Annotated in this window: 16 protein-coding genes; 8 read left to right on the top strand and 8 right to left on the bottom strand. The window is 41.9% G+C overall.

Annotated elements, in window-relative coordinates; genetic code table 11:
- Positions 1-6 precede the first annotated feature (6 nt).
- Together AAFN64_RS05215 and AAFN64_RS05210 are read right to left on the bottom strand one after the other, a co-directional pair.
- Positions 7-702, bottom strand: a complete 696-nt coding sequence (locus AAFN64_RS05215; protein WP_300486677.1) for an alpha/beta hydrolase — start codon at positions 700-702, stop codon at positions 7-9.
- Between the two features lie 123 nt (positions 703-825).
- Complete coding sequence (locus AAFN64_RS05210) at positions 826-1,410, bottom strand: DUF308 domain-containing protein (RefSeq protein WP_300486674.1); 585 nt, start codon at positions 1,408-1,410, stop codon at positions 826-828.
- A gap of 144 nt (positions 1,411-1,554) precedes the next feature.
- Here AAFN64_RS05210 and AAFN64_RS05205 point away from each other — a divergent pair, with 144 nt between their 5' ends.
- The gene (locus AAFN64_RS05205) at positions 1,555-2,001 is read left to right on the top strand and encodes a nuclear transport factor 2 family protein (protein ID WP_347759501.1); all 447 of its coding nucleotides are present in this window, start codon (positions 1,555-1,557) and stop codon (positions 1,999-2,001) included.
- A gap of 7 nt (positions 2,002-2,008) precedes the next feature.
- On the opposite strand, the gene AAFN64_RS05200 is transcribed toward AAFN64_RS05205, so the two are convergent.
- Together AAFN64_RS05200 and cls are read right to left on the bottom strand one after the other, a co-directional pair.
- Entirely contained in the window at positions 2,009-2,755 is a 747-nt protein-coding gene (locus AAFN64_RS05200; RefSeq protein ID WP_347759500.1) for a metallophosphoesterase family protein, read from the bottom strand.
- 82 nt (positions 2,756-2,837) lie between these two features.
- Positions 2,838-4,313: a cardiolipin synthase gene (gene cls / locus AAFN64_RS05195; RefSeq protein WP_300486665.1), complete on the bottom strand. Its 1,476-nt coding sequence runs from the start codon at positions 4,311-4,313 to the stop codon at positions 2,838-2,840.
- 143 nt (positions 4,314-4,456) lie between these two features.
- On the opposite strand from cls, the gene AAFN64_RS05190 reads away from it, so the two are divergent.
- Positions 4,457-5,446, top strand: a complete 990-nt coding sequence (locus tag AAFN64_RS05190; protein WP_347759499.1) for an alpha/beta hydrolase — start codon at positions 4,457-4,459, stop codon at positions 5,444-5,446.
- Here the strand turns inward: AAFN64_RS05190 and AAFN64_RS05185 are convergent.
- The 3 genes from AAFN64_RS05185 to AAFN64_RS05175 all read right to left on the bottom strand — a co-directional run bounded on the left by AAFN64_RS05185 (position 5,430) and on the right by AAFN64_RS05175 (position 8,284).
- On the bottom strand, positions 5,430-7,079 hold the full coding sequence (locus AAFN64_RS05185) for a patatin-like phospholipase family protein (RefSeq protein WP_347759498.1): 1,650 nt from the start codon (positions 7,077-7,079) through the stop codon (positions 5,430-5,432). The two genes, AAFN64_RS05190 and AAFN64_RS05185, sit on opposite strands and share 17 nt — an antisense overlap.
- 165 nt (positions 7,080-7,244) lie before the next feature.
- Positions 7,245-7,709 carry a protease complex subunit PrcB family protein gene (locus AAFN64_RS05180; RefSeq protein ID WP_347759497.1) on the bottom strand — a complete coding sequence of 155 codons (465 nt, stop codon included), beginning with the start codon at positions 7,707-7,709 and terminating at the stop codon, positions 7,245-7,247.
- 167 nt (positions 7,710-7,876) lie between these two features.
- Entirely contained in the window at positions 7,877-8,284 is a 408-nt protein-coding gene (locus AAFN64_RS05175) for a hypothetical protein (protein WP_136402666.1), read from the bottom strand.
- Between the two features lie 277 nt (positions 8,285-8,561).
- Between AAFN64_RS05175 and AAFN64_RS05170 the strand changes: the two genes are divergently transcribed.
- On the top strand, positions 8,562-9,734 hold the full coding sequence (locus AAFN64_RS05170; RefSeq protein ID WP_300486649.1) for an MFS transporter: 1,173 nt from the start codon (positions 8,562-8,564) through the stop codon (positions 9,732-9,734).
- Here AAFN64_RS05170 and AAFN64_RS05165 read toward each other — a convergent pair.
- Positions 9,720-10,334: an LpxA family transferase gene (locus AAFN64_RS05165; RefSeq protein ID WP_347759496.1), complete on the bottom strand. Its 615-nt coding sequence runs from the start codon at positions 10,332-10,334 to the stop codon at positions 9,720-9,722. The two genes, AAFN64_RS05170 and AAFN64_RS05165, sit on opposite strands and share 15 nt — an antisense overlap.
- 121 nt (positions 10,335-10,455) lie before the next feature.
- Between AAFN64_RS05165 and AAFN64_RS05160 the strand changes: the two genes are divergently transcribed.
- Genes AAFN64_RS05160 through fabF form a run of 5 tightly spaced genes read left to right on the top strand, consistent with a single transcriptional unit; the run spans position 10,456 to position 14,575 of the window.
- Positions 10,456-11,040, top strand: a complete 585-nt coding sequence (locus tag AAFN64_RS05160) for a TetR/AcrR family transcriptional regulator (RefSeq protein WP_347759495.1) — start codon at positions 10,456-10,458, stop codon at positions 11,038-11,040.
- A 44-nt stretch (positions 11,041-11,084) separates the two neighbouring features.
- Complete coding sequence (locus AAFN64_RS05155) at positions 11,085-12,257, top strand: acetyl-CoA C-acyltransferase (RefSeq protein ID WP_347759494.1); 1,173 nt, start codon at positions 11,085-11,087, stop codon at positions 12,255-12,257.
- A gap of 14 nt (positions 12,258-12,271) precedes the next feature.
- Positions 12,272-12,706, top strand: coding sequence for a hotdog domain-containing protein (locus AAFN64_RS05150; RefSeq protein ID WP_347759493.1), 435 nt, complete (start codon positions 12,272-12,274; stop codon positions 12,704-12,706).
- A gap of 47 nt (positions 12,707-12,753) precedes the next feature.
- Positions 12,754-13,299 carry a TetR/AcrR family transcriptional regulator gene (locus tag AAFN64_RS05145; RefSeq protein ID WP_300486635.1) on the top strand — a complete coding sequence of 182 codons (546 nt, stop codon included), beginning with the start codon at positions 12,754-12,756 and terminating at the stop codon, positions 13,297-13,299.
- A 37-nt stretch (positions 13,300-13,336) separates the two neighbouring features.
- Complete coding sequence (gene fabF / locus AAFN64_RS05140; protein WP_347759492.1) at positions 13,337-14,575, top strand: beta-ketoacyl-ACP synthase II; 1,239 nt, start codon at positions 13,337-13,339, stop codon at positions 14,573-14,575.
- The last annotated feature ends 156 nt before the right edge of the window (positions 14,576-14,731 follow it).

Raw genomic sequence — 14,731 nt, 5'->3', positions numbered from 1 at the left:
TGGGTATTATTTTTCCAGTTCTTTAACCGCTCGCAATATCAGTTTGGCAATTTCATGCGGATGGGAAACCATTGAGGCGTGACTGGCATCCAGCGACAAGGTTTTGGCATTCATCCTTTCGGCAAAAAAATGTTGGGTCACCGGTGGCAGCATCTGGTCGCTTTCCGAAATCTGATACCAAACCGGCAATCGCTTCCACCCTACGGTTGTGGGCTTGTCTTCAAAACATCTGCCCGATGTAGGCTTATGGGTTGCCGCCATAACCAAGGCTTCCGCTTCGGAACAATCGTGCGCAAAACTTTCCCGGAATTTGTCTCTCTTAATCCAGAAATTACCGTACGCATCCGGGTAAATATGAGCGCCTCCTGCCGGAACAGCATCTTTTGTCAGCAGGTATTTTAGGTTTTCGGTTTCATCCGGTGCAAAAGCCGCAATATACACCAGACCTACCACGTCCGGACATTTTGCCGCGGCATCGGTAATAACTACACCGCCATACGAATGACCAACCAAAAGCGTCGGACCATCCAAAGATTCAACCAGGCGTTTTACGGTTTCTACATCATCGGCCAATGCCGTTAGCGGATTTTGTGCCGCCACGACCGTATGTCCCGCCATTGCCAATTCGGGGATGACATTTTTCCAATGAGACCCGTCTCCCCACGCACCGTGAACCAGTACTATATTGAGTTTATTTGCCATAATTTTTGTTTTAAATCAGTCTATTAAAATTACGAAAAAAACATTTTATACAAATTGATTTTGTTTTTTCTTCGCTTCTATTTAACAATTCTGAAATTTCATAAACAATTGACCGTAAAAGTATTATTCTTCAAAATACTTTTTACCTAAAGTGTGTAGTCGGCGTAGTTTAAAAGCCAGGATAATTCTAAAAAGACCATAGGTAATAAAAGCCAATGCCGTCCAGATGATGATGGTCATTCCTCCAAAAATCGGATTCCAAATCATGATAAATGAAAAGATCAATCCCAGAATTCCGAGTAACAGTAACCAATACCAGTCACGTACGCCAAAACCTTTCAGGTCGAAAGCATAGCCCATAGCCGCAACCGAACGGAACAATAGTATAAAACCGACATAAAACGGCAATACCGCCATTGACAGTCCTACGTTGGATGCCAATACAATTCCGAACAATAAATCGATAATCCCGCCGGCTAATATCCAGCCCCAGTTGTCGATTTCTTTCCGATTGCTAATGGAGAAAATAATTTCGAAGATTCCGTTTACTAAAAAAACAACACCAAACAACAGTGCCAGCGTTACATAGGATTCCAGTGGCGTTTTTAAAATCCAGAATCCGAATAAAAGAAACAGAATACCTACAATAAGCGATAAATACCAATGTTTTACAGCATTTTTAATGTTTTTGAACAATTGATTTTCCATATCGATCGATTTAAAAGTGAATACAGCTTCTTATTTCTTCTTTTGCCTGTCCAAATTCAAAATTTCCTGTCAGAAGAAACTTTTATTTGGTTTTAAATTACTAAATTTCTGTGACTTTTACAATTATATCTAATCGATACGCTTATGAAAAATCTTGTCTTAGCTTTGTTCGCCTTAGTGGTAATGGTGTCTTGTTCCGATAAAAAAACAGATCGAAAAGAAACGTTACACCAAAACGAAAAACTGATCCAACAGTATTTCGACTATTTTAACAAGCACGATTGGGTAAAATTATCCGAAATGTATACCGAAACAGCCGAATTTCGGGATCCGTCGCTCGGTCCGGAAGTGGTAAAGCAATCCCGCTATCAAATCATTAAAAAATATACGGAATTAGCACAACTGTTCCCCGATCTGAAAGATACCGTTTCGACGATTTATCTGGCCGGAGAACATCATGTGGTGGTAGAGTTTACTTCGAGTGGTACAGCACCGGATAAATCCCGGTTCCTACTTCCGATCTGTACTATTTTCACTATTGAAAATGGAATGATCAGTAAAGATTTTACGTATTACGACAATTTCGAATAACCACTTCCTAACGTTGTAACAATAGAAAATTGGCGTAAAAATCGGGAATTCCGCTTGCCATAATCGCATCGGCCGTTTCTTCGACCGGATAAGGCAATTTGATGATTTCGACGGTTACCGTTGTCGTCCCAATGTCCAGTAACAAATAGGTTGCCATGGATTCGCCTTCTTTGGAACGCCCCACCGAGCCGCAATTCAATGCTAGTTTTTCGGTGGCTTCACCTGTTTTTATGTTTCGGATATACGATTGGTGCGTATGTCCCATAACCAAAATATCGGTATTTTCCTGTGCCATCATGTCGTACAGATCGGCCTCATTATGGTTTTCATAAATATATTCCTCGTTACTCCTTGTACTACCGTGTACCAGTAAAAGCGCAAGCTCACGTTCCTGTTGCGTAAACGTCAACTTGATTTTTTGTGGTAGCTTACTTAAAAAGTCTTTATTTCCGGGCGTAATGGTATCTCGGGTATGATCAACAGCTTGTATCCGTGCCTGGGTTTCGTCTTCGGAATGTTTTTTCAACGGAATCACCGGGTAATCGAAAGCAATGCGTTCGTCGTGATTTCCCATGATACAAGGAATGCGATGGCTTCGCAATAATTCGATGACTTCATTCGGCCAGGGTGCAAAATCGACCAGATCGCCCAAACAATATACCTGATCGGGTTTTCGCAGATCCAAATCGGTTAAAATGGCTTTTAAAGCCGGAAGGTTTCCATGTACATCACTAAAAATAGCTATTCTACTCATAGGCCTGGAGTTTACTACAAAGGTACAGCATTTGTCAATTTGGATATTAATTTTCCGATGATCCTCTTTTTATAACGATCAGTTACATTAACGGAGCGGCCAAACGTACCAGACGTTCTTTAAATTTTTGCATTCGGGATCGTTTTCGCCATTGTATCGGATCAATCTGCTCGGAATCGTCGAGATCTTTGTAAAACTGAGCGCGCAAAGCTTCCGCTATGGTCGTATCGTAAATAATCGCATTGGCTTCAAAATTCAGATCGAAACTCCTATAGTCCATATTGGCCGAACCCACCATACTAAATTGTCCGTCGCAAACCATTGTTTTGGCGTGTACAAAGCCTTTCTGATAGCGATACACCGCTACTCCGGCTTCCATCAGTTCCTTGTAATACGAAGCCGATACGGCATTGACTATTTTCGAATCGGAAATACCCGGCACCAATACTTTAACCGGAACACCGCTTAACGCGACGACCTTAATGGCATTTAACAGGGTTTCATCCGGAATAAAATACGGTGACGTTAACAACACTTCCTTTCGCGATACTGCAATGCTTTGCGCCATCGACAGCATAATGGACGGCATCTTCGAATCGGCTCCACTCACCACCGTTTGTACAATCGTATTACCTGGTTTTTCGCGGTTTAATCCCGATGGAAAAAAGCATTCTTCCGGTTGTAGGGTTTGTCCGGATGCAAAATTCCAATCACTCAGAAACGTATATTGCAGGTTGTAAACGCCGGTTCCGGCTATACGAATACTGGCATCCCGCCAATAATAATCATTTTCAAACCGGGAATCGTTTATATAACGGTCACTTACATTGATCCCGCCTACATAGCCTATTTTACCATCGATAACGGCAATTTTCCGGTGATTCCGGTTGTTAACACGATTGGCGAGCAATGAAAAAATGATTTTATAAAACGGATAGACTTCGACGCCGTTTTCCCGTAGCCGACGCGCCAGTTTTTTGATCCCGGAACTTCCAAAAGCGTCATAAACAAAACGTACAGCTACACCTTCTCTGGCTTTTCGGATAAGCAGGTTGGCAATCGCATTTCCGGTTTCATCGTCTTCGTAGATATAGTATTCCAGATGGATGTTTTTTTCGGCTGCAGCTATGTCGTCCAGCAATCGTGGAAATTTTTGTTCCCCATTGATCAATAAGTCGACACAATTGGTATCGGAGATCAGGCTGTTTTCATTTTTTAAAACCATCTTCGCTACACTGTCAAAATTGCCAAAAGCTTCCGGTTTGTTTTGCAGTATCTTTCTGGAATTATCATTAACCGCCCGGATTACCTGCGCCAGTAAATTATCGTCTTTTATGATTTTTTTGGAATAGATTTCCCGTTTCCGGTAATTAAATCCGAAAGAAAAGTAAACAAAAATACCCGCTACCGGAAGAAAAGTAACCAAAAGCAGGTAGGCTGATGCTTTGGCCGGTGATTTGGTATTGTATATAACGATACAGCAAACCGCTATTACGATCAGGTAATAAATTGCTAAAAATAAGGTGCTCCACTGATTGATCAATTCTTCCAGAGTCATGAAAGCCGGATTTTACCTTAAATGTACCTTGTTTTCGTTACAGTAACAAATTTTAACAGGAAAAACAGAAATGCTATATTTGTGTAGCTCCGGAATGTATCCCGGAAATCCGGATTAAAAGTAATTCTAACCGTTACTTCGCCATGAATAGTAAAAAAGTTATTTTATGGTTATTGGGAACCCTGCTGGTTTTGGGTATTGCCGGCTATGCTACTTCAAAAATCAGTCCGTGGCCTACGGCGCTTTTACTCCGCTATGCGTTTGATTACGGCGCCGATAAAAAGTCGGAAGCCTTGGAAAAATACGTTCCGGATCGTATTACCACAATACAGAATCAATGTTATGATCCGACCGATCCGGAAGCGCTTCTGGACGTATATTATCCCGAAAACCAAGTCATAAGCGCATCTATTGTCTGGATTCACGGTGGCGGATGGCTTTCCGGAAATAAAAAACAGGTTGCCAATTATTGTAAAATACTGGCCTCAAAAGGCTTTTCGGTAGTTAGTATTGACTATGCACTGGCGCCATCCGTAGTCTATCCCGGTCCGGTGCGCCAATTGAATACAGCCTTGGATTATCTGATACAAAACCAACAACGATTGCATATCCGCACTGCGAAAATAATTTTGGCAGGTGACTCGGCCGGAGCGCAAATCGCAGCACAAACCGCCGCTTTACTTACGTCACCGGAGTATGCCAAACTACTAAAAATTGTTCCGAAAACTCCGGTTTGTCCTATCGCCGGATTGGTTTTGTATTGCGGGCCATATGACATTGGAAAAACCGATGTGGAAACCGGATTTAAAGGGCTCGCCCGACCTATATTATGGTCGTATAGCGGTACAAAAGATTTTCTGACGGATGCTTATTTTAAAACCGCTTCGGTAAATCAATACCTCACAAAACATTTTCCGCCAGCCTTTATTTCGGCCGGAAACGGAGATGATTTATTGTTTCAATCTCAGGTATTGGCCCGGCATCTTGGTCATTTGGGCGTTCCGGTCGACACCTTGTTTTTTCCGAATGCCTATACTCCGAAACTGCCGCATGAATACCAGTTTGATCTCGACCATAAAGCCGGAACCACCGCTTTACAACGTTCTGTCCAGTTTATTACGAAGTTGCCGTAGCCGCAATCATAAAAAACGGGTTCGTATTAAAGGCGTCAAAATCGGATTTTAACACGGCTTCCAATTCGATAATTTCCGGCGTTCTATCCGTTTCCTTTATTTTTTTCAGGTATTGCAACAGGTTATAACAGGTGGTAAACTGTCCGGTGGCGATAATACTTTCTTTTACTTTCTCGGACTGATGACGGGAATCGAACCATAAAGTCGTACTCATCGTACGGGCTTTTTCGGCTACTGCAATTAACTTTTGTGACGGATATAACGGATCGATGGAAACATCGTCGGTATTAAAATTGGTTCGGCTCAGATCGTAAATGGTATTCTGAATGACTTTATCGCGGTATTTTTTATCCGTAAACAAACGATCGTAATACATACGTCGGATTTGTTTCAGATATACATCATTGGCCAAAATAAAGACCGATTTGGCTCGCGACAACAACATGTGCTTTAAAATATCAAAACGCAGTCGGTACAATATGCTGCTGTATTTTTTAAAGACCGTATTCCAGGATCCGGTTTCGGAAGGTTTTCGGACCGCTTTTATCATTTTTGAAACCACAAATCCGATCACTACGGTCGAAAAAATTCCGGTCAGCGTTCCCACGATATAGTGCCACGGTTTCCAATCGTCAATCAAAACCAGCATCAAAGGAAGTACGCATGCCAGCAAAAAAAGCAGCGTTCCGATGCTGCGAAGCGAAAAACCATTATACCAACGGTTTTTATACACCGGCAACGTATAACCGTCCATCAGATAACTACTCACATCACAACTGATAAACAAATCGAATTTATCGGCTTTTTTCCGGCGTTCATCCGCTTTTAAAAAAGACCCGATTCCCTGATTATCGGTAATTCCGCCGTCCATGATTCCGAATTGTTTTTGTTCGAAATTTTTATTTTTCAGGAAATCTACCCGGTTATAATCCGACAACGTATATTCGTTTTCTTCGTAGGCAATGGCATTTTCCAACGCCTCTTTAGTCAGATTCGGACCTGTAAAGTCTTCCGGGAACAACATGGGTTCAAAACCGGACGGAAAACAGGACGAACAGGCTAAAATATCGGCCAATCTAAGCTCATCGGCTACGGTTTTTCCTTTTGGCGTAAAATAGATATAGCGGTTTCCAATTTTTCCACCCGATCGTTTTTTATCGGCATTTTGCGACTGGAAACGAAACGGTAATCCGTTTGAAAATTCGGTCGCATTCACGCAGATTTCCTCCAGGTGTACCGGTTTTTCGGATTTCGAAAACACCCCAAAGGTTTTTCCGGAAAACATCTTGTCGTATACCAGACTAAAAGCATTGATCAAATTACGACTCTTATGCGGTCGTTCTTTCCAGGAAGCGGCGTTGTCCAGAGTTCGGATAGCGTCACCCAAAAGTTGTTCACCTGTGAGCTGCTGATCCAGAAAGGCATAGAACTCATCAAACGTTTTCCCTTCGAATAGAAAAGTGCTGTAGGATAAATTGGTGATACTACCACCGGAAGTCGATGAAATATAACGGACATTATGCAATAACGGTTTTCCTTCGTATTGAATTCTGTTTAGATACGACAGACATCCCAAACTATAGGCTGCCGCGCGAAATCCGCCTCCGGAAAAGGCGAGTGCAATGTTTTTCATGGGTGTGGGTTTGGCCACGCTAAAATCATTATTTATGACGGAATACGCAAATCTTTACCATTATGTTTCCAACAATTACACAATTATCGCCGTATTTGTAATTATCTTAAAATAAAAATGAGCCATTACGGCTCATCTTATTGGTAGTACTATTCCGGATTTTTGCTATTCAAATACGATCGGTTTGGCAGTGCGTTTGATTTTTACAATTTCAAAGGGTTGTGTAATCACGGTAGTCGCATCGCCTGTTTTGATATTGTCCAGATTGACCAACAGGTTTTGTTGGTTTTCGGCAATATCCGTGATATCAATAGTCCATCCACCATTCATTTTAACTTCGTCAAAAATGGCCAATACCTGATATTGCTCAAAATCAACATCCGTTTGTGTAAACTGATAGGTCGTATTATTAACGGCATCCATTGCTGCTTTTAGCGCATTCCATTCCGTTTGTGAATTGATCACTAAATTTTGCTGACCGATATTTTCGGAACTGCCGCCGTAAAGGTTTCCTTTTCCAACCAACTGGAAATTGACATTCTGTTCCTGTGGAGCGCTTGCAACCGTAGTCGCATCGTCACTACAGGCTACCAGTAGCAAACCTGTAAAAAGAAGTAGTATTTTTTTCATAGTCATTCGTTTATTAGATTATTATTGCGTATTCGGCACACTTCAAGCGCCAAAGTCTTTTCAAATTTAAATAAAAATAAATAAAACACTATATATCAACACCTTAAAATTAAAACCATAAAAAAACCGGAATCAAGATCCCGGTTTTTATTTCTTTTTTATGCCAATTATTTTTTCAATTTATCCATAGCGTTTTTAGCATCTTCTTTCGCTTTTTCGGTTCCGGCTTTAACGTCTTCTGCCGCTTTATTAGCCGCGTCTTTTACGTCCTGAGCCGCTTCAACTGTTTTGGTTTTTGCTGTTTCCCAAGCGGCTTTCGCTTTGTCTACAGCTTCCTGAGCCAGTTTTTCGGCAGCTTTATCACCTTTAGCTTTTGCTTCTTCCAACGACTTCTCTGCAGCTTTTACGTCGGCCTCCAACTTCGCCATATCCGAGTTGGTGTCGGCTTCCATTTCAGCAGGTGCCGGTGGTGGCGCTACTTCCATTGTTTCTTCTTCCGGTTTTGGTGTTTCTTTTTTACACGATGTTGCGAATAACATTCCGCATACAGCAAGGGTTAACGTTAACTTTTTCATTAGTTATAATTTTAATGGTTGAAACTTACTCCTAAAATTATAAAAAAAAATAATTAACTCCGCTATTTTTTTAACTAAAAAAACTTTACAAAATTAAAACATAACCAAAATCACCTTACAAAAAATGCGTTTTTATCCGACTAAACCCAAGCTGTTTTATTTTTTTAACAAATCGGATGATCAAAAATAACCTCACAACGCTTCCAAATAGATCGGACAATTTTTTATCGTCTCGCATTTAGTTCGTATTTTTGCGTGCTTAAAATCTTTATCGGAAATGATTACTAAGCCATCCCACCCCATTTACAATATTCACTTCGGCTTGGTCTGCCTGAGCTCTTTATTATTTTCAGCCAGTTTTAATATGCTTATCCCCGAACTACCGGAATATCTGAGTAGTATGGGCGGTGCGGAGTATAAAGGTTTGATCATCGCTTTATTTACACTTACTGCCGGTATTTCACGACCTTTTAGCGGTCGGCTTACCGATACCATGGGACGCGTTCCCGTTATGGCTACCGGTTCTATCGTTTGCTTTGTTTGTGGTTTCCTTTACCCGATTTTAAGTACGGTTTCCGGCTTTTTATTCCTGCGATTACTACACGGTTTTTCAACCGGTTTTAAACCTACCGCTACGGCTGCCTATGTGGCCGATATTATTCCAAGAGAACGTTGGGGCGAAGCGTTGGGATTACATGGACTTTGTTTTAGTACCGGAATGGCAATCGGACCGGCAATCGGGAGTTCGATAAAGCTCTATTTTTCGATGAATATACTGTTTTATGCCTCTTCCCTGTTTGCGCTGTTATCGATCCTGATTCTGATGAATATGAAAGAGACACTAAAGGACAAAGAACGCTTTCGTTTTTCTATTTTAAAAATCTCTCGAAAGGATATTATTGCTATCGAAGTACTTCCGGCTGCTATTGTTACCTTTCTGTCTTATATTGCCTATGGCGCGATACTAACCCTTATCCCGGATTGGAGTCAGCATATGGGAATTGAGAATAAAGGTTTGTTTTTTATGGTGTATACGATCGCCTCTTTAGTGATCCGATTTATAGCCGGTAAAGCCTCCGATCAATACGGACGCATCCGCGTGATCAATATCGGACTGGTTTTACTATTTGTTTCGTTAGCCGTCATCGGTTATGCCGATACGTTTACCGGATTGATGATCGGTTCTTCTATTTATGGTATCGCAACGGGTATACTATCACCGGCTTTAAATGCCTGGACCGTCGATATGAGTCATGTGGATCACCGAGGAAAAGCCATGGCTACGATGTATATCGCACTGGAAGCCGGTATTGGTCTTGGTGCGCTTTGTGCCGGATGGTATTATCAGGATGTCATCGCTAAAATTCCAATCATTATGTATACCACAGCCGTAATGGCGGTTATTGCTTTAGTCTATATGCTGTTGCGAAAACGGTCACAATTGGCCTGATTGCTGGTCAATTAATGCTAATCGCCCGACTATCGTCCTTGAATCTAAAATGGTTCCGGGTGATAAAACTGCGTTCGCTCCAATCTTAGAATAATCGCCGACTAAAGCACCGAATTTTTCGACTCCGGTTGCCTTGTTTTCCATACCTATACGAACCGTTATTTGTTTATCTTCCCGTTCGTTATAAAGATTCGCGATCACGGATCCGGCCTCGAAATTCACATAACTTCCGATAATACTATCGCCTATAAAGTTAAAATGAGCCGTAGCCGAACCGGGAAGTAGCATACTGGTTTTGATTTCGCATCCCGGACCAATTTTTACCGATTCGGCCAAAAAAACACCGCCGCGTAAATAGGCATGTGCGCCAACAAAACAGTTTTTTGAAATCAGAATTGGTCCTTTTAAAATCACCCCCGTTTCGATAACCGCTGTTTTATGGATCGCAATTGTGCCGTCGATATGGTATTCTTCTTCCGATAGCTCAGTAATCCGGTTCTGTACGATTTCCGGGATTTTCGGTGTTATTTCCCATGGAAACCGGTTTTCGTATTCCGGAAAAATGGCTTTAAAATCAAGGGCATAATCGGATATTTTCATGGTCTTTTGCGGTTTTATCACTACAAAAATAGGCGAAACACCATTTCCAAATACTAATTTTAAATTAAAAGTATTGCGAAATAATACCAATCGGTATATATTTGTTTTTTATCCGTAACTGATGGGAAAAGCTGAAAAAACCAGGCAATTTATTATCGAAAAAACCGCTCCGGTCTTTAATTCCAGAGGGTTTTGGGGTACTTCTTTACAGGATCTTACCAGTGTAACCGGTTTGACTAAAGGGAGTATTTACGGCAATTTTAAAAATAAAGACGAGGTTGCACTGGCCGTTTTGGAACACAATCTCAATAAAGTCAGTAGCCTTGTGATCCGCGCTATCGCCGAAAAAAAGAGCTATCGGGACAAATTGCTATGTTATCCGGATTTATATGAAGATTTCGCCAAGCACGACTTCCCGGCTGGCGGTTGCCCGATTTTAAATACTGCCATCGAAGCAGACGACACCCATCCGGCGTTAAAAGAAACGGCCAAAAATGCCTTATTATATTGGAAAGATTCCTTAACCCATCTTATCAACAAAGGAAAAGAAAAAGGGGAATTTAAACCCGAAACCGATGCCGAGGAAAATGCATTGGCAATCATCGCATTGATCGAAGGTTCCCGTATGATGATCAAACTAACTGGAAAACTAAACCATAATCGCTCCGTTATGCATACGCTGCGAAAACTAATACTCGAACTCTGATTTTTTTTATTTAAAAATATACCGATCGGTATAAAAACTATTTTATGAAAAATGTAAACATCATCTTAGCCCGACGTACTCCTATTGGAGGATTTCTGGGTAGCTTATCGGCATTAAGTGCCACCGAACTTGGTAAAATCGCCATAAACGGACTTTTAGAACAAAGCGGAGTACCGCCAACCGCAATTGATTCCGTCTATTTGGGGAACGTCCTTTCTGCCAATCTGGGGCAATCGCCAGCCAGACAAGCCGCATTAAACGCCGGAATTCCGGACAAAACAGATTGTACAACGATCAACAAGGTTTGTTCCTCCGGTATGAAAGCGGTTATGTTGGGCGCACAACAAATCCAATTGGGAATCGATCAAATTGTATTGGCCGGTGGTATGGAAAGCATGAGTAATGTTCCGCATTATATCCAACACCGAAAAGGTACCAAAATGGGACACGATACTCTAACCGACGGACTTTTAAAAGACGGACTAACCGATCCGTATCATCATTTTCATATGGGAAATGCCGCCGAAATCTGCGCCCGTAAATTCAATATCAGTCGGGAAGCACAGGATGCCTATGCATTGGAATCCTATCGCAAAGCTACCGAGGCTACGCAATCGGGTAAATTCAAAAACGAAATAATTCCGATCACGTTACAAGACAAAAAGGAAACCCGGATTATGGATCAGGACGAGGACATTTATAAAATCATCCCGGAGAAAATCGCAAAATTAGCGCCTTCGTTTGAAGAAAATGGCACCATAACCGCTGCGAATGCTAGTAATTTAAACGATGCCGCCTGCGCTATTTTACTGGCTTCCGATGAGGCGGTGGCGCAATACAACCTAAAACCCGTAGCCCGAATTATCGGTTATGCCGACGCTGCACAAGCTCCGGAATGGTTTACCACTTCGCCTTCGCTTGCAATTCCAAAAGCCTTGGAACAGGCAAATCTGACCTTGGATACGATCGATTATTATGAAATCAACGAAGCCTATTCGGCTGTGATTCTGGCCAATCAGCAAATACTAGGTCTTGCGCCCGAAAAAGTAAACGTATATGGTGGCGCGGTGGCTATGGGTCATCCTATCGGAGTTTCCGGCGCCCGAATCATCACAACTTTGATCTCCGTTTTGGAACAGGAAAACGGCCGTTATGGTGTCGCTGCAATCTGCAATGGCGGTGGTGGTGCATCGGCAGTAGTTCTCGAAAAACTTTAATCTTATTTTATCCTATGAAAAACGACGCTTTTGATTTTTTAAAACAACATATTGGCAAGGAAGTCAGTACTTCTCCATCTCCTTTTATGAACTGGCTTCGACCAACGATGCTTGAAGTCGAAGAAGGCAAACTGGTTTTCCAATACACGATACGTCACGAAATGACGAATCCGTATCGCACGTTACACGGTGGTATTATCGCCGCCATAATAGACGATGCGATCGGTGCGACACTGATTTCCTATAATGAACCTTATTTTTATCCGACGATTAATAATGTGATCGATTATTTTGCTTCGGCACGCGAAAACGATGTTATTATTGCCGAAACAGCCATCAACAAAAAAGGAAAACAAATCGTAAATGCCCAATGCGAAATCTGGAATCACGATAAAACCCGACTCTTAGCCAAAGGATATACCAACTTGTTGCGTACCGATATAAAATAAATCACAACACTTACTTACTAATAAGTAAAATTCATATCTTTGTCCCGATGAAGGATACCCGATCCCATATTATCCGGCTTGCCGACGAATTGATCCGGTCAAAAGGCTATAATGCATTTAGTTATGCGGATATTTCCAAAGAACTGAACATTAAAAATGCGGCCATACATTACTATTTTCCCTCCAAATCGGATTTGGGCGCAGCTGTAATTGATCATACAACGGAAAAGTTTTTGGAAACCATTGCCGCATGGGAATCATTACCGTATGAGACGCAACTGCATCAGTATACCTGTATGCATAATAAAACCCGTGAAAATCGATGGGTATGTCTTATGGGTGCTTTGTCTCCGGTACACGATACCTTATCGCCCGAGATGCAGCAAAAGCTAAAAGAAATGGCCGAAAGTATCCTTCAATGGCTCACCGGTTTACTGGAAAAAGGCAAAGCCGATGGTAGTTTTCATTTTACAGAGACACCAAAAGCGAAAGCCTATTGCATTCAATCGTCGTTATTGGCTTCTTTGCTTTTAAACAAGGTATTGCAAAACGATGTTTGCCAGGTGATTCAGCAAAATATTCAGGAAACGTAGATTTTTAAACATACTTATCAGTAGAAAACCATTAATAATGAAAAGAGTTGTAATTACAGGACTTGGGGCGCTTACCCCAATTGGAAATACGGTAGCCGAATTCTGGAACAACAGTATCAAAGGAATTAGCGGAGCCTCCAAAATAACGCGTTTCGACGCTTCGAAATTCAAATCGCAGATTGCCTGTGAGGTAAAGGACTTTACACCTTCGAATTATCTGACCCATAACGAAATCAAGCGTAGTGACTTGTTTACACAGTATGCTTTATATAGTGCCGCTGAGGCAATGGAAGATTCCGGATTGGATTTAACCACTATCGATCCGTTTGATATTGGGGTGATTTGGGGCGTTGGACAAGGTGGAATGGAGACGTTCGAAAACGAAGTGCGCGATTATACTTTAGGCGACGGTACACCTCGTTTTAGTCCGTTTTTTGTTCCGAAATTGATCATCAATATGGCATCGGGAATGATCTCGATGAAATACGGATTACGCGGAATCAATTATACGACAGTTTCGGCTTGTGCGACGTCTAATACCGCGATCATGGATGCGTATAATTATATCAAACTGGGTAAAGCCAAAATATTTATCACCGGTGGTTCGGAAGCACCGATTACGCCGGCTTCCATGGGTGGTTTTTCGGCCCTTAAAGCCATGTCGACCCGCAATGACGATCCGGCAGCGGCAAGTCGCCCTTTTGACGTGAATCGCGACGGGTTTGTGATGGGTGAAGGTGCCGGAGCCTTAATTCTGGAAGATTATGATCATGCGATAAAAAGAGGGGCTAAAATTTATGCGGAAATCGTAGGTGCGTCAATGACAGCCGATGCTTATCATATGACTTCACCGCATCCGGAAGGAATCGGTGCCGCTAAAGCGATGGAGTTGGCTCTTGAAGAAGCGCAATTGACTCCGGATCAGGTGGATTATCTAAACATGCACGCGACTTCCACTCCTGTTGGTGACGTGAGTGAGTTAACGGCTGTTACAAAAGTATTTGCTAACAGTCCGAATCTTAGCGTAAGCGCAACCAAATCGATGACCGGGCACTTATTAGGAGCTGCCGGTGCGATCGAAGCCATACTGTCGATTAAAGCGATTAATCACGGGATTATTCCGCCAACCATCAATTTGGATGACGTTGATCCAAATATTCCGGAAGGCATTCATATCGTAGCGAATCAGGCACTTGAGAAAAAAGTGGATGTTGCGATGAGTAACGCATTCGGTTTTGGTGGTCATAATGGAATTGTGATCTTTAAAAAGATATAATCTTATTTTTCACACCTGACAGGTTTTTGAAACCTGTCAGGTGTAGCACGTAATAAAAAAGCAGCTTTGATCAAAGCTGCTTTTTAGAAACCTGTCAGGTGTAAAACAAAAAGAGGCTGGAAATTCCAGCCTCTTTTCTCTTTATTCTTTTCTCTT

Source organism: Flavobacterium sp. CAU 1735 (assembly GCF_039888695.1).
In the GTDB taxonomy this organism is placed as follows: domain Bacteria; phylum Bacteroidota; class Bacteroidia; order Flavobacteriales; family Flavobacteriaceae; genus Flavobacterium.
This window is presented reverse-complemented; position numbering and strand designations above follow the sequence as displayed.